The organism is Floridaenema evergladense BLCC-F167 (assembly GCF_041929205.2).
Classification (GTDB): domain Bacteria; phylum Cyanobacteriota; class Cyanobacteriia; order Cyanobacteriales; family Aerosakkonemataceae; genus Floridanema; species Floridanema evergladense.
Genome location: NZ_CM171625.1, coordinates 1490887 through 1516875, shown reverse-complemented (window position 1 = coordinate 1516875; position 25989 = coordinate 1490887). Strand labels below are relative to the sequence as shown.

Sequence of the window (25989 nt, the reverse complement as noted above, 5' to 3'; positions counted from 1 at the left end):
ATAATTTTTATATAAACCTAACTTTTACAACCTGGAGACTGCAAAACCTTCAACACTTCCCTAATGCGCCCTCACAAAAAGACTGTTAAAATTAGATTTTTATCCTTACATTCGAGCAGACTTGTGTAAATTAAAACAACCACCAACTCCTCACTACATTATGAAATCGATCGCACACACAATCCAAAAATGGCTGATTATTTGCACAGCAACTCTGTTCTTAGCTGGGAATTTATTAGGAATACCCAACGCTTTAGCCGCAACTAATCCAGTCAAAACTAACAACGTCCAAGCACAATTAATTAGCGAAAATAAAGCCATTCAACCGGGAAAACCATTCTGGGTTGCACTACAAATGAAAATTCGCCCAGGTTGGCATACCTATTGGCAAAACCCCGGCGACTCAGGTTCAATTCCTAAAATTAATTGGCAGTTGCCAAGCGGATTTAAAGCTGGGAAAATAGTATGGCCTCACCCAGAAAGATTACCATTTGGCCCATTAGTAAATTTTGGCTACAAAGATGAAGTTTACCTATTAACTCAAATCGCTTCCCCAGCGAATTTACCAACAAATAAACCCGTTTTATTACGGGGAAAAGCTGATTGGTTAGTTTGTGAAAAAGACTGTATTCCAGAAACTGCTAACATCAGTTTAACTTTACCCATTACCTCTACAACTCCCGCTAAAGATGAAAGATGGATAACAGCATTTGCTAAAACTCGCCAAGCTATTCCTAAATCTGCACCTTGGCAAACTACCGCAACAGCAAATGATACGAATCTAACTCTCAAAGTGGAAATTCCAGAATTACAATCTGGACAAATTCAAAAAGTTACATTCTTTCCTTTCAAAGATGGAGTAATTAACAACCCTGCGCCCCAAAAATTTAACTTTACCAAAGATGGGTTAACTCTCAATTTAGAAAGAGGATATCAAACTAAATTATCGAGCGTAGATGGGGTTTTAGTAATCCAAGAAAAGCTGGATAATCAATCTCCTACCCAAGCTTTTAATATTCAAGCAAAAATCGGCGCAACAGCATCTAAACCGAAAAAAGCAGCAGCAACAACCAGTAGTATTCCCCTTTGGCAAGCCATGTTTTTCGCTTTGTTAGGTGGGATAATTCTTAACTTAATGCCTTGTGTATTTCCTGTTTTATCTTTGAAGGCTTTAAGTATTGCCCAAACTGCTCAAAAAAGTGCTAAAGAAGCGCGAATTAGTGGCATTGCTTTTACTGCGGGAGTGTTGGTTAGTTTTGCAGGTTTGGCGATCGCACTCCTCACCCTAAGATCCCTCGGACAACAAATTGGTTGGGGTTTTCAACTTCAATCACCCATCATCGTCATGCTGTTAGCATATATCTTATTCGCCGTTGGTTTAAGTCTTTCGGGAGTGTTTGTTTTTGGCGCTTCTTTAATGGGAATTGGACAAAATTTAGCGGCGAAAAATGGCTACACAGGCGAATTTTTTACCGGAATTTTTGCCACAGTAATGGCAACTCCTTGCACTGCACCATTTATGGCAACAGCAATAGGTGTTGCACTCACTCAATCTCCACCCGTCGCATTAGCAATTTTATTAGTATTAGGATTGGGTTTAGCACTTCCTTATTTAACTATTTGTTTTGTGCCAGCTTTCCGGCGCAAATTACCAAAACCAGGCGCTTGGATGGAAACATTTTCTCAGTTTCTCGCCTTTCCCATGTATGGCGCTGCTGCTTGGTTAGTTTGGGTGTTAACCCTACAAACTGGAAGCGATGGTTTAGCAGCGGTTTTAACTGGTTTTGTATTAATTGGTTTCGCTGCTTGGTTGTATCAAAAAGCGCAAACATCACGGAAAATTTGGCGAAGAATCGGAATTTTTGGGGCGCTAGTTGCGATCGCACTCGCCCTCACTCTAGCACCCTTAGCCGGAAATACCCCCCTCAAAACCGCCCAACAAACTACCCAAAATTCCCTTTGGCAACCTTACACCGCAGAGAAATTGACGGAAATTCGTCAATCTGGTAAACCTGTATTTGTAAACTTTTCTGCATCTTGGTGTATCACCTGCTTAGTCAACGAACGAGTTGCCCTAAGTCAACCAGAAGTACAACAAGCTTTTCAACAAAAAGCTGTCACATTGATGAAAGCAGATTGGACAAATCGTAACGCTACAATTACAAAAGCATTAAGTAGTTTTGGGCGCAGTGGAGTTCCCCTTTATGTGTTGTATCCTTCCGGTACAAAATCTCAGGAACCAATTGTGTTACCACAAATCTTAACTCCTGATATCATCCGTAATACTTTGAATCAAATCTAACATCATATTCCCAAGGAGAATCAACCAAAATGAAAGCAACCAAAAGCTTATTGGGTATCACCACAACCGGACTTTTTCTACTTTTAGCTACTCAAATTGGTGCTATTTCCAATGCTAATAACTTGACAAATACCACCAACAAAAATGGGATTCAATCATCATCGGCAATCAGAGTAGCAACTGCCACTGTTAATAAACCAGCACCGAATTTCGTCGCCACAGATACTAACGGCAAAAATCACCGTTTAACCGATTTTAAAGGCAAAGTTGTAGTTTTAGAATGGACTAACCACGACTGTCCTTTTGTTCGGAAACACTACGGTTCTAGTAATATGCAAAAACTGCAAAAAGAACTGACTGGCAAAGGTGCAGTTTGGATTTCTATTATTTCCTCTGCACCTGGAATGCAAGGTTATGTGAGTGCTAGTCAAGCAAATGAATTAACTAAAAGCCGCAATGCCTCACCAACCGCAGTTATCCTCGATCCCGAAGGTAAAATTGGCAAACAATATGGTGCCCGTACTACACCCCACATTTTTGTCATTGATAAAAATAGTAACATTGGATACATGGGTGCGATCGACAGCATCCCATCACCCGATCCCGCAGATATTCCCAAAGCAGATAATTACGTTCGTGATGCTGTAAATGCCTTAATTAGCGGTAAATCAGTCACTAATTCACAAACTCAACCCTACGGTTGCAGCGTGAAATATGGTGGTTAGCGATCGCATCTAATTACCATGAGATTGTCCGAGTAAAAATTAGCACACCTGGCTCGGACAATCTATTTTTTCCCCACTTCTGAGCATTATTCACTAACTTATCTCTGTAAGCCAAAGTAAATTTTTTACTTAGTTATGCACTTTGTAAATCTCTTCTTGACTACTGATTAGATCGAGTTAAGATTGTGAGGAATAATACGAAGAATTCTCAGTCATGGAGATTTAGACCTCCTACTTCCGACAGTTTGCATAGCCTAGAGCGTACTAGATATATTTGATATGGCTGAGGCTAAAATGCTAAATTTATTGACTGAGCTATTCGTAAGCTACCGCATATTAAAAGGTGCAGTAATAACATGACAACAACTAAGCATCAACACACTAAATTTACTGACAATTCTACGAACGATGAATCGGTAACATTTATTTCATCTATAGAGCTAAATACGCAAGCACGTCGCACTCTTCAAGAAGATCAGCAAACCATCTATAACTTTCTTTTTATATTAGTGAGAAAAAAATCTTCCGAACTAGTTTTACAAGAGTTTAGAAAAATGTTTATTGAGCCTGTATATGACTTAAATTCAGAACCATTAAAAGCTCTTTATAGAATAGTTTTACTTAATAATGAAACTGAGTTTATTAATACATTAAAACGTTGTTGCTATATTTTAATCAATAACTGGGATTCCACTAGACAATATCAAGCAATTCGTAATTTAGTAGAAATATTTCCGCAAAGAATTAGTCATTATGCTGTACCTTTAAAACTTTACCGAATTGGTAATTGGATGAATAAATTTGTGAATAGCAAAGATTTTGAAGATTTAAAAGTTTTTGCTTTTCGCTATGACGAAGGTAAAGCGAATCACTGGAGCGATCGCTACACCTCCTATCTCCTAGTTCCCCAATACATTGAATCCAATAACCCAGCAGAACAACGACAAGCCGCCCAAACATTAGCTAAACAATTACGAGACAAATTTAAACTCGATCTAGCTATGTACACCGCTCGTTCTATCTCCTCACCAACCAAAGAAAATGCTGCTACAAATCCCACCGGGTTAGGAGAAGAATTACTAGATGTAATTAAAATTTTAGTCGCCAGACAAGGTGAATTTAAATACAATGAATTAGCAAGAATTTTCATCAAACAAACTCATAATTTAAACTACGAAGGATTCAAATTAAGTTTACATAAATACTTGACCTTTGGCTTTACCGAAAACCCAACAAATACGAATATTAGCAATAAATTACTTGAAAAATTAAAACTGCTAAACCCAGAATATGAAGGACAAAAAATTAATCGCCTATTCTTACTTAAAACCTGTCAATTTTTAATTGAAAATTTAACAATTGCCTATCAAGAATATCCCTCAGAATTGTTTATTTTATTTTTATCTCAAAAGAAGACCCTCACATTAGTAATTCTCTTGCTAAAAATTGTCTTAATTTGTCCCAATTCTCGAACTCATTTAGAAACTTGCATCGCCGATTTAATTCGACATTATAAAAAATTGCCAGAACAAGAATGCCAGTGGGTAATTAACTTTGTGGAAATTTTCAATTTAGCCTTTACTATTTACACTGAAGATGTAGAATATAATTTAGTTAAATTAGATACACCAAGAAATAATGAATCAATAATGGCAACGGAAAATTACCGACTTTTTTCTCAAGTGCGACTAAATACTAAAATCGAACCAATCAAATTAAATCAATAAAATTTATCGTCAACCTTGACAAAAAAATATCCTGATTTATTTAAGCATTTTATAAAATCTAAATATTTATATTTAGCTGACTTAATCAAAACAGAGTGATATGCTGACAAAGGTAAATTTATTTTGTCACCAGAACTAACCATGTCACTCAGAAAAATTCTCTCCTACGCTTTGTTAATTTTTATCCCCATATCCTTGGCAGCTAAATATTTAGAATGGAATGCTTTAGTAGTTTTCATCACTTCCGCTTTAGGCATTGTACCTTTAGCAATTTGGTTAAGTACGGCGACAGAAGAAGTTGCTGTTATTTCTGGTCCTTCCATTGGTGCTTTATTAAATGCAGTATTTGGCAATGCAACTGAATTAATTATTGCCATAGTTGCCTTAAAATCCGGTTTAGTTGATATTGTTAAAGCCAGCATTACCGGAACTATTGTGAGTAACTTACTCCTAGTAATGGGACTTTCGATGTTATTAGGAGGATTTCGGTACAAAGAACAAGAATTTCAACCAGTAATCGCACGGGTTAATGGTTCGACAATGACTTTAGCAGTAATTGCAATTCTTTTGCCGACAATGGTAATTTACACATCCAACGGCGTGAAAGAATCAGCAATTCTCAATCTTTCTGTTACAGCCGCTGCCGTATTAATATTAGTTTATGGGTTAACTTTGGTGTTTTCTCTCAAAACTCACAGCTACCTTTATGATGTTGGTTTAGTAGAATTAGAAACTGGAACTAATAAAGATTCCGAAGCTGAAGAAACCACCCACAAACCAAATTTGTGGTTATGGTTAGGAGTATTAGCAATAGCAACAATTGGGGTAGCTTTTGAATCGGAAATTTTCGTCGGCGCAGTGGAAGAAGCAACCGCAGGTTTAGGTTTAACTCCGTTGTTTACAGGTGTAATTCTCCTGCCTTTGGTGGGTGGTGCTGCTGAATATGTTACCGCAGTTGGTGTGGCGATCAAAAATAATATGGATCTCTCGGTTTCAGTGGCAATGGGTTCTAGTTTATTAGTCGCTTTGTTAGTAGCACCAATTTTAGTTTTAGTAGGATTAGTAATTCATCAACCAATGGATCTCAACTTTAATCCTTTTGAAGTGGTAGCAGTTGCAGTAGCGGTGACTGTTGCCAATTTAATCAGTTTAGATGGACGTTCTAACTGGTTGGAAGGTGCGTTACTTTTGGCAACTTACACAGTTTTAGGTGCTGCTTTTTATTTCCATCCAGCTTAAGGCAGAAGATATGAGCCTCTCGCCTCTCGTTACCAGGTTGAACCTGGTAACGAGAGGCGAGAGGCGAGAGGCTCTAGGAGGTTCTACCTCCTAGAGCCTCTGTTAATCTGTAGCAGAGTCGAAGGAAAATGGTGTAAGAAATAAAATTTCTTACACTTATGCAGCAATTTACAGCAAGACCAATCCATTTTATTAGTTTGCGAATCAAACTATTACTGGGTTTTACAGTTGTTTACAGTGTGATTTCTGTTGCCACTTATGGTTGGTTTTATCGCTACTCAACGGATAAAGCAATGCAGCGAATTCAACAAGATCTCGTTGAGACACTGATGGGGGCAGTTAAAGGTATTGATGTGGAAGAATTTCAAACTTTGGCACAGGTAAAAGTCCCGGAAGGACAAATCCTGCCTCTGGGTAATCCGCTTTATCAGAAACATCAAGAGTGGCTTAATTTAGTTCATCAGATTGAACCTCGTGCCAACCCTTATACTTTTGTAGTTGGAAGTAAACCTTACGAAGTGCTTTTTATTGGGGATTATCTGCGGATTACTCATCCTGATTCCTCTACAAGTTTCCGAGAGTCTTATATTGCCGTTCCTGCTAAGACTCGCCTTTATCAAGGTTTAACTCGCTTAACTATTACTCTTACTCCTTATCGTGATAAATGGGGATATTGGGTTTCTGCTTATGGGCCTATTAAAACTGTACAAGGGAAAGTGGTGGGGGGTATTGGTGTTGATTTTCGGGCGGATCATGTGATTGAGGTGGAACGGGGAATTCAAAGAAATTTGACGATCGCCTTTACAATCACTTACCTTTCTCTATTTATTTTGGTCTATCTCATCTCAGATATTCTTACTAATCCGATCGCAAAACTGGCAAAGGTAACGGAACAAATCGGTGCCGGAAAATATCATCAAACGCTCTCTGATTTGCGGGGGCGAAAAATTCCAGATGAAATTAGTACTCTAGCGGCAATGTTTGAACAAATGGTGGATAAAGTTCGCCAACGAGAGGAAATGTTACAGGAGTATAGTCAGTCTTTGGAAGAGAAAGTTGAGCAAAGAACTGAGGAACTACAAAGTAAAAATAGTCAGCTTAAGCAAACTCTGTTACATCTTCAACAAACCCAAACTCAACTTGTTCATAGCGAGAAAATGTCAAGTTTAGGGCAGTTAGTCGCTGGAATTGCCCATGAAATCAATAACCCTGCCAATTTCATTCACGGCAATTTAACTCATCTGCAAAATTATGTTCAAGATTTGTTGCTGTTGATTCAACTCTATCAGCAATACTATCCCGACTCGGTTCCTGAAATTCAAGCTGAGGCACAGAGGGTTGATTTGGAGTTTATGCAAGCAGATTTGCCGAAAATGTTGTCCTCAATCCGCAGCGGTACGGAACGAATTCGCCAAATTGTCTTAAGTTTGCGGAATTTCTCCCGGATGGATGAAGCTGAGTTTAAGTCTGTGAATATTCATGAAGGAATTGACAGTACTTTGCTGATTTTGCATCATCGCTTGGTAGGGAGAGCAGAACGTCCTGAAATTAAGGTTGTTAAGGATTATGGCGATCTGCCATTGGTGGAATGTTACCCTGGACAACTTAATCAGGTGTTTATGAATATTCTCACCAATGCGATCGATGCTGTTGAAGAAAGTACCCCAACCAATCACAAACAAATTACCATCCGTACTTCGGTTATCGATCGCCAGTGGGTGCAAATTGCGATCGCAGATAACGGAGTCGGCATCCCTCCAGAAATTCAGCCCTACATATTTAACCCCTTCTTTACTACTAAACCGATCGGCAAGGGAACGGGAATGGGTATGTCTATCAGTTATCAGATCGTCACCAAGAAACATGGTGGCAAACTAGAGTTTTTCTCTACTCTCGGTAAGGGAAGTGAGTTCCTGATCCAAATTCCTATCCGCCAAGAGGTATCTAAAGATAAATAAACTTTGTCAGGAAAATCTAACTTTTGGTAGAAATTCTAAAAATTAGTAACTTATGATACAGAAATTTACAAAAAAACTTATCTTTTGTGGTGAAGATCACAACAAAAACGATCGGGAAAGCGTTAGTGTTGTATAAGCAAGCGATCCCGTTCGCCTAGCGTGCCGTAGGCGTAAAGAACGTGAATTTTAATAACCCCGATTGACATAACTATTTAAAATGGAGGCCCAATTTATGGAATTCAGCTATCGCGGTGCTAAATATGAAAAAGACTTACCAAGCCTCGAAATGGCTGAAGGTGAAATTGGTGGTACGTACCGGGGTCAAGCTTGGAATTATCGCTATCCCAGACATATTCCGGTGCCGCACCCGACACCTCACTTAAAATATAGAGGCGTGAGCTACTGTGCAAATCCTCGCGCTACAGCAGAAGCTTGCTATGCCGCACCAGCAGCAGATAAATCCGTGACTGAAGTTAAAGCAAGTTCGATTCAACCACCAGCGGAGCAACTAGAAGAAACTCACTATCGGAATATTTGCCGTCGTTTGGAACATAGATTAGAAGTAGCTAGAAAAAGTGGCGATCGCCAACTAGTCAAAATGTTAGAAGCAGAAAAAGAATCGATCGGGCCTTACTGCTAATTTTTCTAAGCAGCAAGGGTGGCGGAAAACCACCCTATTTTTTTGCGTTTTAACTCAACTTATTACTGCTTTGTTTTCCACCACATCCTTATAAAGATGAGTTATCATAACTCCGCGTGTCTCCCAGTTATAAAACTCCTTAATTCGCTGCTGTCCTGCTAATCCCATCCGAACTTGTAAATCTGGATCTTTTGCCAAACTAATCATCGCCTCTGCCAATCCCCGCACCGCTTCCTCTGGTTCAGGGGCTGCAACTTTAAACCCTGTCTCGGAAGTAACTTGCAGGGAAGGCCCACCCAAATCCAGACAAATTACGGGTCTTCCAGCCGCCATTGCTTCTAAACAGACCCACCCACCAGAATCGTGCAAACTCGGATGCACCAATGCTGTAGAACTTCCTAGCTTCTCCAACGCTTGATCTCTTGGTAGCCGATTCCAAAATTTCACCTGTTGCTCAATGCCCAACTCCTTAACCAGGTTTTCCAATCGTTGACGTTCTGGGCCATCTCCCAATACCCAATACTCAGCATCAGGAAGTTTAGCGGCGGCAAAAGCCCTTAATCCTAAGTGAAAGCCCTTCCAGTGCAGGAGTCTTCCCATACTAATGAAGCGGGTTGCTGAGGGGTTCGTCGTGCCACATTTAATTAGTCGATCGATTTCCTCCTGAGTCAAACTAGCTTCGGGAAAAACTTCTACATTAGTTGCGCCCATTTCGCGAACCCGAACAGCTGTGTCTTCGGTGGTGACTCGGACAACCTGACTCCGTTGGGCTGTTAGTCGAGCAAAAGGATCTCGCTCACCCACCCAACGAGCAAAGCTTCGTAACACTTCATAAACCTTGTTTTTGAAGCTGAAGTCGCGCCAGAAGGGAGCGGGGGCTGACTCTCCGCCACCCACAGGTCCCCAAATGAAAGGGATCGGTAAGAATACCAAAAAACTAGGGGTGGAGTGGCGGACAAAGGTGACATGGTGGGCAACATCAAAGCCAATTTTTTGATGTAGACCGCGAGCCACAAAGTATGCTTGAACTTGCCAGAGATAATAGTGGATTAAGAAGGCGATCGATCCGAATCGCCAGATTCCGCCTAGAATGGGCAGCGTAAAGTATACGAAGTGCAAGTTAGGATTTGGGGTACGTTCTAGGGTTGCTTCGATCGCTTCCCGCCCATCATCAGGACGAGTCAACACCCAAACTTCGTGGGATTTGGCGATTTCCCAAGCGGTGTTCCAACCAACTCCCAGTTCTGTTCCCCGCCCTGGTTCGCAAGCGTAAGCTGATAACAAAACTTTCATCGTTAACCTATCTCCTGATTTTTGGAAGAGGATGCTAAAACAGATTGACAAAAGTCGAGATATTGTTTGCTGGCGTTCAGGTAATGGAAATCTTGCGATCGCACTTTTGCCATTTCCCGGTAATGTTGCTTTAATTCTGGTTGAGTCAGCAGTTGTAAAATTCCCTGAGCCAGAGCATCTGGATCTCCCGCTTTCACCAGCACGCCGGATTTGCCATACTCTACAATATCCTTCATCCCGCCTGGGGCATCTGTCACTACTACTGCCGCCCCACAAGCCATTGCTTCCTGAAGGGCGACGGGGCAACCTTCCCAAGCTGATGCTAAAACAAACACATCACCAGCTGCCATATAGCGGTAAGGATTGGTATCGTAACCAGGGAGCCAAACTGAATCTGTAATTCCCAGTTCTTCACACAAAGATTCTAATTCCCCGCGCAATGGCCCTTCCCCCAAAACTAGCAGTCTCGCTGGCTTGACTTTTACTACCTCAGCGAATGCCCGCAGTAAACCATCTATTTGTTTTTGCTTGGCAAGACGAGCAGCAGTGACAATTACAGGGATATCATTATTTTGGAACCAAGGATGTTCGATCGCTTCTTGAGAACGCTGCTTGATCCGATCGATTTCGATCGGATTGAGAATCACCCGCATCGGAATATTCGCCGCAATTTTCAGCGTTTCCACTAAGTCAGTAATCGTATCCTTAGAAACACCTACTAACCCATCTCCGTGCGGGTAAGTATAGCGCATCACCACTGGCAAAAACCGCAGATGTGGCTTATCCCGATGTTCAATCCCAGCCTCCAAACTAATAATGTTATGTTCTCCCAAAATTACTTTTGTCTTTGCGCCAGATAAAAATCTCGCCAAAACCGCCACCACATTAAAATACCAAGGCATCGGCAGCAAGACATCCGGTTGATGCTCCCGCAGGTAACGCACCGTTGCTGGCAGAGAGGACGCTGTTCGCTTGACATTTAGCGGGACAATGGGAATCTCTGGATAACGGGCTAACTCCGCATCACTGGCATACAAAATCACCAATTCGGAGTCTACCCCAAGTTCTAAAAAGCCTCGTACCAAATCTGTGCAGAGGTTTGTAAACGTCCCACCGCTGATATCATGGGTCAGTATGGAAACTTTGGGTGTGTTCATTAAGACAAAGTTTGAGGATTTAGGTTTACAATACAAAACTCTTGTGTTAAGCACCAATAACAACTTCTGTCACCAGAGCTAGAAACATAGCAGTTGCAACAGGGTTCTACTCTATATGTTATCTTTACAATAAAAAAAACAAAAAGTCAGTAACCCTACACCATTTACATTGATACATTTTAAAGAAATTGATAATCAAATCTGGATTTGTGAAGATCAGGTAAATTATCTATTAATAGTTACAGAATCTCTGTAATTTCCTGTATGATATTGTTGGGTATTACATTTACCACAATACTAAATATTTTCCAAGTAAATAACTAGTGGAGTTTAGTGATGGAACTTAAAAAATTTTCAGTAAGCGAAAAAACTGCTATTAAGGAATACTACGAGCAATATGGTTATGTAGTAATAGAAAATTTGCTAAGTCACTCAAAAATTCAGAAATTTATCGATGTTTACGAGAGGATTAAACATTCCAAATATTTTGTATTTTTTAGTCAAGATACACATCTTCCCATCCAACCAAAGCTAACGCCAGAAGGCTTTATCGAAAATTCGATGTTAAATCCTGCCAATTTAAAACTTTGGCATAATTTTTCCCATAGTGTAGAGGAATGTCTGGTAGATGAAAGTGTGACAAATGTACTGAGTATACTATCAGGCAGGTCTAGCCATGTAATGATGCAAAATATGTTTTTCGACAAATCAACCGGAACAATTGAGCATCAAGACCACTACTATTTAGACTCCGATCCGGCAGGCAATATGGTTGCCACATGGTATGCCTTAGAAGATATCCATAAAGATGCGGGATGCTTTTTTGTCCTTCCTGGTAGTCACAAAGCCAAAGTGATTGAACGGAATAGTGGCTCAAATTTTTCCGATCACGACTCCTTTGTTAAACAGATAAGAGACTTGATTAATGAGGGTGGATACGAATATAAAAGTTTTCCACTAAACAAAGGTGATGTGCTTTTCTGGCACCCATACACGATTCATGGAGCCTACAATAATCGCGACCCACGTTTCAGCCGGAAATCATTAACTGCACACTATTATCCAAGTGATATGAAACCGCTATATTCAAAAACCGAAGTCCAAACAGTCCGAAAAACAGTTAACCCAAATGTTGTCATGTTTGGCAGCGAATTACAAGCTTACCAATCTAATGTGATGCACTACGTCAGAGCGATCGCAAATTATGTAAGAGGCAAAGGCCCTGATTATGATATGAGAAGGGATAGCTACAGTGCAAGTACAGGAAGTGATGCCTAAAAAAGGTGCCTTTATCCTGGAACTCTCTTCGTAGCTCTACTATGGCTGCATTAATTTATCACTATGAACAACTCTCGCATTGCTTGGCTGCTAAACTCAGCTTTCTTTTATTGGCATCCTACTCTCAGTGAGTTTACACGCATATTTCCAGAAACAACTGTATTTGCGGGTTGGTGGAAAGGTTATGCTCCAGGGCTGGAAGATTCCTTTAAAGTTGAAGTAATGGGCGATCATAAGGTCATACCAATTCTTCGTTCATCAACGAGTTATGGATCTAACTTCACTTATTTACCTTTGAATATTGTTAACCGACTGTTCAAGTTTAAGCCTGATGTAATCTTTTCCAATTCATTTGGTGTTTGGACGGTCTTGGCGCTATTGTTTAAGCCAGTGGGAAGATGGAAGGTGGTAATTGCTTATGAAGGGAGTTCTCCTGGTGTAGATTATCGTAATTCAGCGCCTCGGTTAGCTGTGCGCCGAGCGATGGTGAAAGCAGCAGATGCTTGTATTACCAATAGCCAAGCTGGGAAAGAATATTTGCTAGAGGTACTCGAAGCAGATCCCGATCGGGTTTTTGCCAAACCTTACGAAGTACCCGATCCAAAAGCTTTATTAGAAAACTCTGGAAGCAGCGATCCCAGAGTCTCCCAGTTACAGCACCCGATTTTCCTATTTGTTGGCAGTATCGAATCCCGGAAAGGGCTTAATTTTTTATTAGAAGCCTGTGCCATCTTGGAAAAGCAAAATATTCCAAACTACACCTTGCTGGTAGTAGGTGACGGACAACAACGGAAAGAATTGGAAGACTTCTGTGGCAATGCTAACTTGACAGAGCGAGTGAAGTGGCTCGGAAGAGTTGACTATGGGCAACTGGGTACTTTTTTTAGTGCTGCCGATGTCTTTGTTCTTCCCACCCTAGAAGATACTTGGGGTGTGGTGATATCCGAAGCTATGGTGATCGGAAAAGCAATTCTATGTTCCAAGTGTGCGGGAGCATTTGAGATAGTTGCTGATGGAGAAAATGGCTACATTTTTGACCCTTACGATCCAGAAAAACTAGCCCAATTAATGAGTCGTTTGATTAGCGATCCAGAGTTGGTTAGTTCAATGGGTAAGAAATCACAACAACTAATGACTCAATATACGCCAAAAGCCGCAGCAGAATTCCTTGCTAAAGTTACAACAACAGTCTTGGAGAATTAGCAAATTTATAGATGGCAATTTTAGCCATTGTCTTTAGTCGCATAGAATATGGTTGAAGGTTAGCCAATGAAAAGTCTCAAAATCCTAATTTCCGCTTATGCTTGTAGACCAGGTATGGGTTCTGAGCCGGGAGTTGGCTGGAACACGGTGCGATCGCTAGTTAAACATCATAAAATCTGGGTACTGACTAGAGAGGACAATCGTCCCTTCATCGAAGCCGAACTAGCAAACAATCCCATTCCAGGACTCCAATTTGTTTATTGTGACTTACCTTTATCTGGATTTTGGAAGCAAGGATTACAAGGTGTACATCTCCATTACTATCTGTGGCAAATTTCCGCCTACTTCAGAGCCCGCCAACTGCATAGTGAAGTAGGTTTTGACGTTGTACATCACATAACCTACGTTAGGTACTCTTCGCCCAGTTTCCTATCATTTTTACCAATCCCGTTTATTTGGGGGCCCGTCGGTGGGGGAGAATCTGCTCCAAAACCGTTTTGGCAAGATTTTAGTTTTCGTGGAAGAATATATGAAATAGTACGAAGTCTGGCGCATAGGATTGGGGAGAGCGATCCATTTGCACGCCTGACAGCAGAGAAAAGTGTGTTAGTTCGAGCAACTACAGAAGATACAGCCCAACGGCTGCGCCAAATGGGTGCGAAAAACATCCAAGTATTTTCTGAATCAGGTTTATCCCAAGAAGAAATCTCCCGCTTATCCCAATGCCCCATGCCTGATATTTCTACTTTTAGGTTTATCAGTATGGCAAGACTTCTGCATTGGAAGGGACTTCATCTGGGATTACGTGCTTTTGCTAAAGCCAATCTGCCAAATTCTGAATATTGGATTTTAGGGGAGGGTCCTGAGCGAAAATCCCTAGAAAGCCTTGCTGAGCAACTGGGCGTTACTAATCAAGTTAAATTTTGGGGTAGACTCTCACGAGATGAAACCTTACAAAAGCTTGGTGAGTGTCATGTTCTGCTACATCCCAGTTTGCACGACTCAGGGGGATGGGTTTGTTTAGAGGCAATGGCGGCAGGTCGTCCAGTGGTTTGTTTAGATTTAGGAGGGCCATCTGTTCAGGTAACAACAGAAACTGGGTTTAAAGTTCCGGCAAATAATCCAGATCAAGTAGTACATGATTTGGCTGAAGTAATGACTCGTCTGGCTAAAGATTCCGAACTTAGAGTGGGAATGGGACAGGCGGGACAGAGGTTGGTCAGGGAAGGATTTTCCTGGGAAGCTAAAGGAGAATGCCTTGCGAAACTCTACGAAGAAATTGCCAATTGCCATTATTCAGCTTAGCTAAACTTAATGTTCAGAGAATCAACAATGTCTAATCCTAAAGTACTATTCTTTTGTGGAAAGCTTCTTCCCCCCTCAGAAACTTTTATTAAAGCTCAAGGGGAAGGATTGCAGCAATTTACTCCTTACTATGTTGGTTCTCGCTTCGTCAAAGGATTACCTCTGCCTTCAGAGCGTACCTTGACTGTTAACCAGGGTACAGTCGTAGGTAATTTGGAAGAAGTTGTGTTTAAGGTATCGGGATTTGCACCCAAACTGTATCAGCAAGTACAGCAGTTGCAACCCGCTCTGATTCACGCTCATTTTGGAGTGTGTGGGGCTTTGGCTTTGCCTTTAATGCGAAAATTAAAACTGCCGATGATCGTCACTTTTTATGGTCTAGATGCGACTATGAAAGATGACTATGCGCGAAAGGAGTCTATTACCACTAGAGTTTATCTACGCCGTCGAGAAGCGCTCAAGCGTGAAGCGAATCTATTTATTGGTGTATCCGAGTTTATTAAAGAAAAGCTGATAGAACAAGGTTTTCCGGCTGACAAAATTATCGCCCATTACTATGGTGTGGATACGGAAAAGTTTACACCCGATCCATCTATACCGCGTGAGCGAGTTGTACTTTTTGTAGGGCGCTTAGCGGAAAAGAAAGGGTGTGAGTATCTGATTCAGGCTATGGCTCAGGTACAGGAACAGACGAACGATGTGGAGCTTGTGATTATAGGTGATGGGCCGTTGAGAGAAAGCTTGGAAGCATTGGCAGCAAAGTCACTGCGCCGCTACAAGTTTCTGGGGTTACAACCTTCTGATGTGGTGAAGAGTTGGATGAATCGATCGCTCTTGCTTGCCGTACCAAGTGTCACAGCTTCCACAGGAGACTCAGAAGGATTACCCACTGTTGTAGTTGAAGCTCAGTCTATGGGATTACCAGTTGTTGGCTCGATTCATGCTGGTATTCCTCAAGCTGTAGCTCATGGAGAAACTGGTTTTCTAGCGCCGGAACGAGACTGGAAAACACTTGCCGAATACATTCTGCTGTTTCTTTCCGATCATACTCTTTGGCAGAGTTGCAGTGTTAACGGACAACAGCGAGTTCGAGATAATTTCAATTTAAGTAAACAGACTCGGATATTGGAGGATATATACCGTAGTTTTCTGTAAGTAAGTACTAGCGGTTAAGGATAATATTCTTCCTTTATAAAAAAGCTACTTGTAAACTCAGAAAATTATGGGAGGATCAAGTGAGAATACTGAGCATACACAACAACTATCAGATTCGTGGTGGCGAAGACGAGTCTCGTGAGTTAGAAGAACGTCTATTGCAGAACATGGGCCACGAAGTTGAAGTGTATCAGGAGAATAACGATCGGGTTCCCGCGATCAATGGATTAAACTTGGCACTGAGAACCGTTTGGTCTAGGGAAGCTTACAACACTGTCAAACAAAAACTCAGCGACAAAGCCTTCAATCTAGTCCATGTGCAGAACTTTTTTCCGCTAATTTCTCCCTCCGTCTACTATGCGGCGCAGGCACAGGGAGTACCTGTAGTGCAAACCTTGAGAAATTACCGATTGTTGTGTCCGAATGGTTTATTTTTCCGCGATGGAAAGGTATGTGAAGACTGTCTGGGCAAACCCATTCCTTATCCGGGAGTGCAGCATAGTTGCTATCGAGATAGTCTGGCAGCCAGTAGCGTCACCGCAACAATGATAACGGTACACCGTGCTATGCAAACTTGGCAAGAGAAGGTGGATCTCTACATCACTCTCTCCAAGTTTGCTCGCGAAAAATTTATTGAGGGTGGTTTCCCAGCCGAAAAGATTGTCGTCAAGCCAAACTTTGTCGCACCTGACCCAGGTGTGGGCGCAGGACTGGGTGGCTATGCTCTTTTCGTGGGCAGACTTTCGCCAGAAAAAGGACTAGATACTTTACTTGCGGCTTGGGAGCAACTGAAAAATCCCATGCCGCTGAAAATTGTTGGCGATGGCCCTTTAGCAGGTGAGGTGGCAAAAGCTGCCGAGAAATGTCCGAAAATTGAGTTGTTGGGACGTAAACCAATGGCAGAAGTTTATGCCCTGATGGGAGAAGCAATGGTTTTAATTTTCCCCTCGAAATGGTATGAAACTTTCGGGCGTGTGGCAGTGGAGGCGTTTGCTAAGGGAACACCAGTGATTGCAGCGAATATTGGTGCGATCGCAGAACTGGTTGAGCATGGTCGCACTGGACTGCGCTTTCAACCGGGCAATGCCGCAGATTTAGCCGCGCAAGTGGAATGGGTCTTACAACACCAAAAAGAATGGGCGCAAATGCGTCAGGAGGCGCGGGCTGAGTACGAGGCTAAGTACACAGCTGAAAAAAACTACCTCAAACTAATGGAAATTTACGCTTTGGCGCGTACTATTGGACGTTAAACTGTGAGGATTTATATCAACTAATAAACTCAAACCTTATATATAACGTCTCTATATTCTCTACGTTATGGCTAATCTTTTGGATACAGAGGCAACCCAATGCTTGGTGCTGAGGCAGAGAATTAGTTCTCTCCCCTTTCTGGAACAACTTCTGCCTCAACACCGAGCTTTTTCTCTTCCTTACCACAAACCTGATAAGTTCTATTTCAAAATTATCTTATTAGCCGCATTTCCTGACTCATCTACGTCGTAGATAATTGGTACGCCAGTCAGTAATTCTAGTTCAGTAACTTCCTCTGGATTTAAGTTATCTAAACTCATGATAATTGCTCGCAAAGAGTTACCATGAGCGGCAACTAAAACATTATCACCATGTTTAAGATGAGTGAGAATGCGGTCTTGAAAAAATGGCAAAGCTCTCTTCATTGTATCTTCTAAACTTTCGCCACCTGGAGGAGCTATAGAAAAAGAACGTCGCCATTCATGAACCTTTTCTTTGCCATATTTTTCAGCAGTTTCGGCTTTATTTAATCCTTGCAAATCACCATAATAACGCTCATCTAAAGCTGCACAAGGATAGATGGGCAATTCTTCCTTTGGGTTGCCTTCATACTTATCCCAACCATGCCAATCTTCGTCAGTTGCATCATGTTTAATAATTGGGGTTTTCCCACCGCAAATTTCATCACATTCTGTTAAACAAATCACAGCGGTTTCCATTGCGCGAAATAGCATACTTGTGAAACAAATATCTACATGATATTTGTTACTCCGAAGTTTACAAGAAGCGATCGTTGCTTCTGCACGCCCTTGTTCGCTCAAAGGAATGTCTACCCAACCTGTAAATTTGTTGGCAGCATTCCAAAGACTCTGACCGTGACGGAGTAAAATCAATTTAGCCATTTATTCAGTTCCTCAGAGTTGCTACTTGGGAAATGATACTATCAAAGTGTTTTGCTGTCAGTATCTTTTGTTAGAGATTGAATTAAGCTAAATTTAAGTTGAGATTAAGTAACCTTTTTAAGGAGTTCGATAATATTGATTAGGCGGGCAAAATGCCCACCTAACAATTTTTAAACCGGATCGAGAGCGTTTGCTTTCAGTTCATCCAGAGAAACATATTCTACTGCTGAAGCATGGGTGGAGGATAAAATTACAGGTGGTGCAACACCAGCATCTAAAGCTTCTTTCCATCTTAATGCACATAAACACCAGCGATCGCCAGGTTTTAACCCAGGAAAATTAAACGCTGGAACTGGTGTGGATAAATCATTTCCTCTCGCTTTACTAAAAGTGAGAAATTCTTCAGTTACTTGAGCGCAAATAATATGAGCGCCCACATCACCTGCACCCGTGTTACACTTACCATCGCGATAAAATCCTGTCATTGGTGAAGTGCAACAAGTTTGCAAAGTTTCCCCTAAAACATTCCTAGCACCTGTCATAAGCACAACTTCTATGAAACTTTTTTTATATTAATTCATCAAGGTTAATTCTAACTGTTAATTTCTAACAAACCTGGAGGCGGATTAATTTCGATTCGTTGATTAGCTAAATCTACAATGGGTACGATCTCTTTGACAAATGGAATTAAAATTTCTGTTTTTCTTTCGCTTTCATTAACTTGAGGACTAACTAGTAATAAGTCATTACCTGCGGGAATTAAATCTATGACAACGCCAATTTTTTCACCATTTAATTGATTGAAAACTTCTAAACCAAGTAAATCTAAAATATGATATTCATCTGCTTCTAATTTTGGTCGATCGCTCGCCGGAACCATTAATTTACATCCCCGTAATTCTTCTGCTTGGTTGCGATCGTTCACTCCCGCTAATTTGACAACATACAAATTTTTATTAGGAATCAGTCTACCGCTGAGCAATTGGATCGATCGCGGTTCGGTTGCATTAGGATGCAATAACCAGCGTTCCCCTGGTTCTTCAAAACGTTCAGGAAAATCCGATTCTGAATAAACCCGCACCTCACCTTTTAAACCTTGTGCTGATACGATCGTACCGATTTCTAGCCAGTCTTCTTTACTCATTTGCAATTAAAAAATTTACTGTATTTCTATTGTCGCTGATTTGTTCTCTACATTCAGAGCGAACTGGTAAATAAGTACGTATTTACACATAATTTTATTGTAGCGCAAAAGTTAAAAAAGTCCTGATTTATGGATTGAACCGTTGGATAATGATAAAGTTGCCCGTAAGAGAATAAACCAGATGAGTTTCAAAAATTTTGTGCCACTTGTATCTTCTATTTCTTTAACTCTTCTCACTATCACTTTCAGTTCAAATATAATGATGGGACAAACTGCCAAAGGAATTAATTCAAAGCTTAGTTTATCTCAACTTCAGAATGCGATCGAGCTATCCTCAAATAACAAACAGATAGAACCCGAAATTTCTCAATGGTTACTCAACAAAAGAATCATCATGATAACTGGAGAAATAACATCTGAATTAGCGGAGAAAGTTGTCTCCCAATTAATTTATTTAGATGCCAAAGCACCTGGGAAAGATATTTATTTATACATTAATTCCGAGGGTGGCGACATACAACCAGGGTTGGCAATATATGACACTATGCGAGCGCTTAAATCAGATGTAGTAACAGTTAGTTTGGGAAGTTCTAGCTCAATGGCAGCTGTGTTGTTAGCCAGCGGTACCAAAGGAAAGCGCTTTGCTATGTCTAACTCAAGAATCATGATTCATCAACCTAGAGGCGGTGCTGGAGGACAAGCAAGTGATCTTGCAATTAGAGCTAAAGAAATCTTGTATTTAAAAAGTTTACTTAACAGTTTACTAGCTGAACTAACAGGTCAACCAATCAAAAAAATCGAGGTAGATACCGATCGAGATTTTTTCATGTCTGCTCAGGAAGCTAAAGCATACGGAATGGTTGACAAAGTAATTAATCAACTTCCCTCAGCTTCTACCCGCTAAATGAACAATCGGTAGGGTGCGTTAGTGCAACGTAACGCACCATTCACCTAAATTGCTAAATTAACTAAATAGCCACAGGAAACTTTTGATAAATTTCCGTAACAACTTTAGCTAACCGTCGCATTCCCTCAGCAATTTCTCCATCTGTTGCAGTCAAACTAATGCGAATACATTGGTTTTTGTGCGCCCATTCCTCTTTTAAACCGGGGAAGAAAGAACTACCAGGAACGACTATTACCCCAACTTTTTTTAATAATTGGTATAATTCCCAATCGTTAATGGGCAGATTTTCTAACCATAACCAAGCGAAAATTGCGCCTTCACCTCTATGTAAAAACCAAGGTAAATCTTGTGGCATTGACTCATCGAGGGTAGCTTCTACTATGACGAACTTTTGTTGATAATAAGGGCGAATTACTGTGGTAGCGAGTTCTGCTAATGCGCCAGATTCGATCGCTTTTGCCGCCAGTGCTTGTCCGTATCGAGATGAATGAATACACATATTAGTTTGGAACGATTCCAAAACTTGAATTATCTTTTCACTGCCGATCGCAATACCAATCCGTTCTCCCGGTAATCCCGCTTTCGATAAACTCATACAATGCACAATATTTTCTCCAAATACCGGAGCCATTTTTGTAAAGTTCAAAGCAGGAAAAGGTGGTCCATAAGCCGAATCAATTAATACCGGAACATCATAAGGTGCTGCCAAAGCCGCAATTTTTAACACCTCATTATCTGTCATCACATTCCCTGTAGGATTGCAGGGACGAGAAAATAATACACAACCAGTAGTTTCATTAATTTCTAACTGGCTAAAATCTGGGCGATACTTAAAGCAATGAGCAGATTCATCAATATCTAATTGTGGCTTATATGATATTAAAGCTTCTGGAATTAAAGTTACACCACCATAACCTGTATAATCCGGGCTTAAAGGCAAAACAATTTGTTTTAATTGACCATTTTTACTATAACCACCAAAAGCATTCGCACTATAAAAGTAAATGCTTTGACTGCCTGGAGTAATCAAGATATTTTGATGAGTTAAACTTAACCCATAGCGACGATTAAAATCTTGGGCGATCGCATCAATCAATGGTTCATAACCTTGCGAAGCACCGTAGCGGCAAACCACATTACCATAATCAGAGCTATTCAATAACTCTTCCGTATATTTTCGCCATAGCTGTTCAACTTCCGGTAAAATTACTGGATTTCCGGGACTGAGGTTAATAAATTGCTGTCCTATATTAGTTTGTAGGGTTTCTTTAATATCTTTCATGATTGCCCGCACGCCTGTAAGGTGGGACATTCTATTACCAAATTGAGTCAGGGCAGGATTCATAGGATTGACTAAACTAAATTACAAAAGTTTACTAGGGCGACAAGGGATTGGGAAGGGGTTGACAAGCACGAACAATTAAGAATTAATTATTGTGGATGCGCGAACCTTTCAGGAGTTCTGCGGTTTAACGAGCCTCCTGCATCAAAACCACTGGATTTTCGCGAAAAACTGAGCATTGAGGGTTACTTCCCAATCACTTATTAATCGATGCTAATCGATTACTTGCTTAAACGTCCTATAATTTTCTTAAGAGCAAGGCTGGGGCGCACAGAAAAGGCACGACGACCAACTCAGGTCTAAGAATGCAATTTTGGTTTAAACAGGTCTGTTATAGTACGGTTGGTTTGCTGGCAATTTTTTACTGAGAATGATAAATATTTATTGATAGTAAATTAACAAAAGATGGCAGATTATCCCAATAAACATTTTTGGCACCACCTCAACAATACTAAATTATTGCGTTCTACATTAACGTTTTTAGCGTTATTTGCTTGCGGTTGTGCGATCGTATTTCTGATTAATTATTTTTATTCAGTGATTGCTATTTTCACTATTGCTGCTACCTTAGCCGCTTTGTTAAATTACCCCGTTCAGTGGCTGAATCGATTTTTACCAAGGGGATTGGCGGTCGCGATCGTTTGTTTATCATTTGTTACTATTATTGCTACCCTCATTACCAGTTTGGGATTTGAGGTAATCACACAAGGACAAGGATTATCTAATAGTTTATTTGATTTTATTAAGTCAAACGATTTTACACATATAACCAAATTTTTACCATTAAACAAATTTTTAGAATCTATTCAAATTAGCAGATTTATTCAAACACTGCAAACTGGATTGCTTACAGGTATAGGATTTTTACAAGGAGTATTTTCCAACTTTTTGACGGCTGTGTTCATTGCCGTTATCTGTGTTTATATGTTAATTGATGGGGAAAAGATTTGGTTAGTTAGTCTAAAATTGCTACCTCTCGATCTGCGCGATCGCTTTGGTGTTAGCCTGCAAAAAAGTTTCCTTGGTTTCTTTCGCGCTCAAATTTTACTAGTTTTTTTCCTTTCGGCTTCCTGCTGGGTTGTCTTCACTGCACTCAAAGTCAAATACGCCTTATTTTTATGTTTAATTTTGGGGATAATTGATGTAATTCCGGGAATTGGAGGGACTTTGTGCGCGATCGTTGTTACCCTCCTAGTGCTAGTATCCCAAGGCTTTTGGATGGCAATCAAAGTTTTAATTACCTGTACAATTTTACAACAAATCCAAGATAACTTAATTGCCCCCAGATTAATGAAAGCCAATTTAGAAATTAATCCAGTGCTATTATTTTTAGCATTATTTTTAGGGGAACGAGTTGCCGGACTTCTCGGTGTGTTTTTAGCAGTGCCGATCGCTGCTATGATAGTAAGTTGGTTGAAAGAACCAGTCAAAACCGAATCAATAGAACCCTTAGCTGACGAGCCGAAAAACAATTAAATCATAATTAAACTTATGCCTTGGCAAGTTGATTTTTATCGTCGTCCCCTAAAAGATTCCACCGGACAAACCTTGTGGGAACTGTTAATTTTTGACTCTATAAATAGCCTCACATACCAAGCATTTTGTCCCCAATCAGAAGCTAATTCTAATTGGTTAGTTGGCGAATTTCAAAAAGTAATAACTTCGCAGAGAAATCAACCAGAAAAAATCCAAGTATTCCGCCCTCAATCACTCAGTTTAATTGAAACTGCTGCCCAAAAATTAGGAATTGCAGTTGAAGCAACGCGCCGTACAGAGAGTTTAAAAAAATGGTTAACGCAGCAATATTCCTCAAGTGGCGAACCTTTCGATCCAATAGCATTAGAAAAACCTCCACCAGTCCCTTTACCCGAAAAACTTTGGGGAGAAAAATGGCGTTTTGCTACGTTGATGGCGAGTGATATTGCAGACAGTTTTGCTGGACAACCAATGCCTATTTTAGAAATGCCAGAATTTCTCTTACCAATCAACTTAGGAATTGCTTCTACTTTGCCAGTTCCGGGAGTAGTGATTGATGGGGGGAGACAATCTTTAAAGTTAGCACGTTGGATACAGGAATCTCGACCTGTGTCGCTGAACTATATTCCCGGTGCGCCTGATGGTTTAATTTTAGAAGCTGGTTTAGTAGATAGATGGGTTGTAGCGACTTTTACAGATGAAGAAGTTACTCTAGCAGCACAAACATTTGAACAACGGAAACAAGAAACTAAGGGACTTCATTTTTTACTATTGCAACCTGATGATTCAGGAATGACTTATAGTGGTTTTTGGTTATTACAAAATGTAGCTGAAGGATAGACAACGATAACGCAAAAGTAGATTTTATATCATCTGGTTCTCTCGTATAAACCTTTATCTGTAAAGTACGACTGGGAATATTTTGGCTTTCGATTTGAGAAAATTCTCTTGGTTGTTCCCAATCTATGTTACTCTCAACAAATACTGCGGGACACGCAGGAATTCAAGCTTGTGGAGAAACTGTAAGACTCGTTGGTACAAGTACCAAAAAGCAGGTTTCAATGAAGCAAGAATCTCCCGTCAAGCTACGCTGTGACGGGAGAGTGTCAATAATAAAAAGCAACTTTGATGCAAGAATTGTTCTATCTTATAAAAGGAAAAAATCATGGCAGATCCTGGAAATCGGATGAGTACAGCCCTGGATGTGGGTTCGCTTATCGGTCAATTTTCCTTTGCAGATTCAGTCAATATACAAACGGATACGTCCGATTTTTACCGAGTCACGCTCACTCGCAGCAGTCGGCTCAATGCTGCTTTTATAGGAACAGGCAATGCTGTATCCTTTCGCCTTATCCGTGATTTCAATAACAACGATGTTTTTGAATTTGGGGAGGCGATAGAGAGTGGCATTCCTGCTCCGGATCTGGCGGTTTCGTCAGACTTGCCCATTGGAACCTACTTTATTCAGGTTAGCATGGAGAGCGGTCTGCTTCAGAGCAGGAACGATTACACTCTAACTCTGACCAATACTCCCGTTGGCACTTTAAGCGTCGATCCTGGCAATCGGATGAGTCAGGCACTCGACATCGGCATTCTCAACGGGAGCCGGACTTTTGCCGATTTCGTTGGAAGTCCTAGCCTCGATCCTGCCGATTACTATCGTTTCACCCTAGACCGAGCTACAAATATCAGTCTGACCTTAGCTGGAACTAGTAATGATACAGGAGTCCTTCTCATTCAAGATCTCAACAATAACGATGTTGTCGAGAACAATGAAATCATTGCCCTCCACCGATGGCGATACCATCACGATCGATCTGGCTAGAGTCGGCAATCTTTCGGTTCGTGGTTTAAATGGCGATGATGTCATCCAAGGTTCATCATCTAACGATGTGATGAATGGCAATGTCGGCAATGATATTCTACTGGGAGGCGATGGCAACGATCTCCTGCGCGGCGGAAAGAATAACGACCTTCTGTTTGGAGGAGAAGGAAACGACCAGTTAGTTGGGGATTTTGGTCAAGATATTCTAACGGGTAACGCTGGAAATGATTTATTTATCCTGCGCGTGAATACCTCTAGCACTAGCGTAGCGGATGCGGATGTTATTGCTGATTTTACAGCAGGTCAAGATGCGATCGTCCTAACTAACGGGCTAGGGTTTGCGGAAATTGCCTTGGATGCTTTGGGTAGCAATACTGCCATTCGCGTCGTTGCCACCGGACAAATTTTAGGTGTTGTTTCGGGAGTCCAATCGACTGCTTTAAGTGCGGGTAACTTTACGACTTTGCCTGGAGAGCCCACTTTTGGCTAACATTTTTCATATATTAGTTTGAAACAAACAAAACCAACATCTTTTTACACTCACAATCTTATCCATTTCTATGATTGCAAAGTGATAATTGGATCGATAGCGATCGCCTAAAATGAAAAAGCGATCATTCTTTTTTGTAATGCGATCGCCATTCAGTTTAGCCGTAAGATATCATAAACCAAAGAAGTTCCTAGAAATCAGAGTAGCGATCAGGAAGCGCGAAACTATGCAAGTAATCCTTTTAAGTCGTGAAGAAGTGGCAAAACGTGCAAGACAACTGTACGAAAACAACATCCGTCAACAAGTAGAAGTGGATGAAAACATAGGCAAGATGGTAATCATTAAACTATATTAATAATTTTTTAAAGCCGTACTTAAATACTTTGGCTGATTGCCACAGCATAAGCAAGCATCCATCAGGGGAATTATCGGTTTGCCACAAAAGGCACAATTTCCAGTTAAAAAGTTGTTAATTGCGGTTTCTGATAAGTCGCCACAATTCAAACATCCCCAAAACTCATCTAAGCTTTTGACTGCAAAAGAGGTGCATTTGGGGCAAGTTTCTACTTTCCAAAATACTTTTTTCATAGTGAATGTAACTCTGCTATTAGCAGCATATCACTATTTAATACATCTTCCCTAAGATAGATTTAGTTTTTTAGCTGATTTG

The 25989-nt window shown here is 40.7% G+C and carries 24 protein-coding genes; 17 read left to right on the top strand and 7 right to left on the bottom strand.

What is annotated here, in order from left to right; genetic code table 11:
- The first annotated feature begins 121 nt into the window (after positions 1-121).
- The 6 genes from ACE1CA_RS07060 (at position 122) to pirA (ending at position 8591) form a co-directional block, all read left to right on the top strand.
- Complete coding sequence (locus tag ACE1CA_RS07060) at positions 122-2302, top strand: protein-disulfide reductase DsbD family protein (RefSeq protein WP_413275668.1); 2181 nt, start codon at positions 122-124, stop codon at positions 2300-2302.
- Between the two features lie 29 nt (positions 2303-2331).
- Positions 2332-3027: a thioredoxin family protein gene (locus tag ACE1CA_RS07055; protein ID WP_413275669.1), complete on the top strand. Its 696-nt coding sequence runs from the start codon at positions 2332-2334 to the stop codon at positions 3025-3027.
- Between the two features lie 356 nt (positions 3028-3383).
- The gene (locus tag ACE1CA_RS07050) at positions 3384-4754 is read left to right on the top strand and encodes a hypothetical protein (protein WP_413275670.1); all 1371 of its coding nucleotides are present in this window, start codon (positions 3384-3386) and stop codon (positions 4752-4754) included.
- A 141-nt stretch (positions 4755-4895) separates the two neighbouring features.
- Positions 4896-5993: a calcium/proton exchanger gene (gene cax, locus ACE1CA_RS07045; RefSeq protein WP_413275706.1), complete on the top strand. Its 1098-nt coding sequence runs from the start codon at positions 4896-4898 to the stop codon at positions 5991-5993.
- Positions 5994-6151: 158 nt separating this feature from the next.
- A complete protein-coding gene (locus tag ACE1CA_RS07040; RefSeq protein ID WP_413275671.1) occupies positions 6152-7951 on the top strand; it encodes a sensor histidine kinase in 1800 nt (599 codons plus the stop codon).
- 232 nt (positions 7952-8183) lie between these two features.
- Positions 8184-8591, top strand: a complete 408-nt coding sequence (gene pirA, locus ACE1CA_RS07035; protein ID WP_413275672.1) for an arginine synthesis PII-interacting regulator PirA — start codon at positions 8184-8186, stop codon at positions 8589-8591.
- Positions 8592-8645: 54 nt separating this feature from the next.
- Here the strand turns inward: pirA and ACE1CA_RS07030 are convergent, their stop codons facing one another.
- Together ACE1CA_RS07030 and ACE1CA_RS07025 are read right to left on the bottom strand one after the other, a co-directional pair.
- The gene (locus tag ACE1CA_RS07030) at positions 8646-9884 is read right to left on the bottom strand and encodes a glycosyltransferase (RefSeq protein WP_413275673.1); all 1239 of its coding nucleotides are present in this window, start codon (positions 9882-9884) and stop codon (positions 8646-8648) included.
- Positions 9885-9886: 2 nt separating this feature from the next.
- Complete coding sequence (locus tag ACE1CA_RS07025) at positions 9887-11041, bottom strand: glycosyltransferase (protein WP_413275674.1); 1155 nt, start codon at positions 11039-11041, stop codon at positions 9887-9889.
- Between the two features lie 336 nt (positions 11042-11377).
- On the opposite strand from ACE1CA_RS07025, the gene ACE1CA_RS07020 reads away from it, so the two are divergent.
- The 5 genes from ACE1CA_RS07020 (at position 11378) to ACE1CA_RS07000 (ending at position 17232) form a co-directional block, all read left to right on the top strand.
- Complete coding sequence (locus ACE1CA_RS07020) at positions 11378-12319, top strand: phytanoyl-CoA dioxygenase family protein (RefSeq protein ID WP_413275675.1); 942 nt, start codon at positions 11378-11380, stop codon at positions 12317-12319.
- A 63-nt stretch (positions 12320-12382) separates the two neighbouring features.
- Positions 12383-13522 carry a glycosyltransferase family 4 protein gene (locus tag ACE1CA_RS07015; protein ID WP_413275676.1) on the top strand — a complete coding sequence of 380 codons (1140 nt, stop codon included), beginning with the start codon at positions 12383-12385 and terminating at the stop codon, positions 13520-13522.
- A 66-nt stretch (positions 13523-13588) separates the two neighbouring features.
- The gene (locus ACE1CA_RS07010; protein ID WP_486517702.1) at positions 13589-14827 is read left to right on the top strand and encodes a glycosyltransferase family 4 protein; all 1239 of its coding nucleotides are present in this window, start codon (positions 13589-13591) and stop codon (positions 14825-14827) included.
- 27 nt (positions 14828-14854) lie between these two features.
- Positions 14855-15982 carry a glycosyltransferase gene (locus ACE1CA_RS07005; RefSeq protein WP_413275679.1) on the top strand — a complete coding sequence of 376 codons (1128 nt, stop codon included), beginning with the start codon at positions 14855-14857 and terminating at the stop codon, positions 15980-15982.
- Between the two features lie 80 nt (positions 15983-16062).
- Complete coding sequence (locus tag ACE1CA_RS07000) at positions 16063-17232, top strand: glycosyltransferase (protein WP_413275680.1); 1170 nt, start codon at positions 16063-16065, stop codon at positions 17230-17232.
- Between the two features lie 201 nt (positions 17233-17433).
- Here the strand turns inward: ACE1CA_RS07000 and ACE1CA_RS06995 are convergent, their stop codons facing one another.
- From ACE1CA_RS06995 to rimM, 3 genes are all read right to left on the bottom strand, one after another.
- Positions 17434-18135 (bottom strand): 2,3-bisphosphoglycerate-dependent phosphoglycerate mutase, encoded by a 702-nt coding sequence (locus ACE1CA_RS06995; RefSeq protein WP_413275681.1) that lies wholly within the window; start codon positions 18133-18135, stop codon positions 17434-17436.
- Positions 18136-18305: 170 nt separating this feature from the next.
- Positions 18306-18677, bottom strand: a complete 372-nt coding sequence (locus ACE1CA_RS06990) for a DUF2237 family protein (protein ID WP_413275682.1) — start codon at positions 18675-18677, stop codon at positions 18306-18308.
- A gap of 50 nt (positions 18678-18727) precedes the next feature.
- On the bottom strand, positions 18728-19279 hold the full coding sequence (gene rimM, locus ACE1CA_RS06985) for a ribosome maturation factor RimM (protein WP_413275683.1): 552 nt from the start codon (positions 19277-19279) through the stop codon (positions 18728-18730).
- A gap of 259 nt (positions 19280-19538) precedes the next feature.
- On the opposite strand from rimM, the gene ACE1CA_RS06980 reads away from it, so the two are divergent.
- Positions 19539-20183 (top strand): ATP-dependent Clp protease proteolytic subunit, encoded by a 645-nt coding sequence (locus tag ACE1CA_RS06980; protein WP_486517701.1) that lies wholly within the window; start codon positions 19539-19541, stop codon positions 20181-20183.
- A 64-nt stretch (positions 20184-20247) separates the two neighbouring features.
- Here the strand turns inward: ACE1CA_RS06980 and ACE1CA_RS06975 are convergent, their stop codons facing one another.
- On the bottom strand, positions 20248-21531 hold the full coding sequence (locus tag ACE1CA_RS06975) for a valine--pyruvate transaminase (protein WP_413275685.1): 1284 nt from the start codon (positions 21529-21531) through the stop codon (positions 20248-20250).
- A 402-nt stretch (positions 21532-21933) separates the two neighbouring features.
- Here ACE1CA_RS06975 and ACE1CA_RS06970 point away from each other — a divergent pair, with 402 nt between their 5' ends.
- The 5 genes from ACE1CA_RS06970 (at position 21934) to ACE1CA_RS06950 (ending at position 25674) form a co-directional block, all read left to right on the top strand.
- The gene (locus ACE1CA_RS06970) at positions 21934-23004 is read left to right on the top strand and encodes an AI-2E family transporter (RefSeq protein ID WP_413275686.1); all 1071 of its coding nucleotides are present in this window, start codon (positions 21934-21936) and stop codon (positions 23002-23004) included.
- Positions 23005-23019: 15 nt separating this feature from the next.
- Positions 23020-23844, top strand: a complete 825-nt coding sequence (locus ACE1CA_RS06965) for a Tab2/Atab2 family RNA-binding protein (protein WP_413275687.1) — start codon at positions 23020-23022, stop codon at positions 23842-23844.
- Between the two features lie 325 nt (positions 23845-24169).
- Positions 24170-24829: a hypothetical protein gene (locus tag ACE1CA_RS06960; RefSeq protein WP_413275688.1), complete on the top strand. Its 660-nt coding sequence runs from the start codon at positions 24170-24172 to the stop codon at positions 24827-24829.
- Complete coding sequence (locus ACE1CA_RS06955; RefSeq protein ID WP_413275689.1) at positions 24777-25319, top strand: calcium-binding protein; 543 nt, start codon at positions 24777-24779, stop codon at positions 25317-25319. The genes ACE1CA_RS06960 and ACE1CA_RS06955 overlap by 53 nt, the downstream gene beginning before the upstream one ends.
- Positions 25320-25431: 112 nt before the next feature.
- On the top strand, positions 25432-25674 hold the full coding sequence (locus tag ACE1CA_RS06950; protein WP_413275690.1) for a hypothetical protein: 243 nt from the start codon (positions 25432-25434) through the stop codon (positions 25672-25674).
- On the opposite strand, the gene ACE1CA_RS06945 is transcribed toward ACE1CA_RS06950, so the two are convergent.
- Positions 25671-25907: a hypothetical protein gene (locus ACE1CA_RS06945; protein WP_413275691.1), complete on the bottom strand. Its 237-nt coding sequence runs from the start codon at positions 25905-25907 to the stop codon at positions 25671-25673. The two genes, ACE1CA_RS06950 and ACE1CA_RS06945, sit on opposite strands and share 4 nt — an antisense overlap.
- Positions 25908-25989 lie beyond the last annotated feature (82 nt).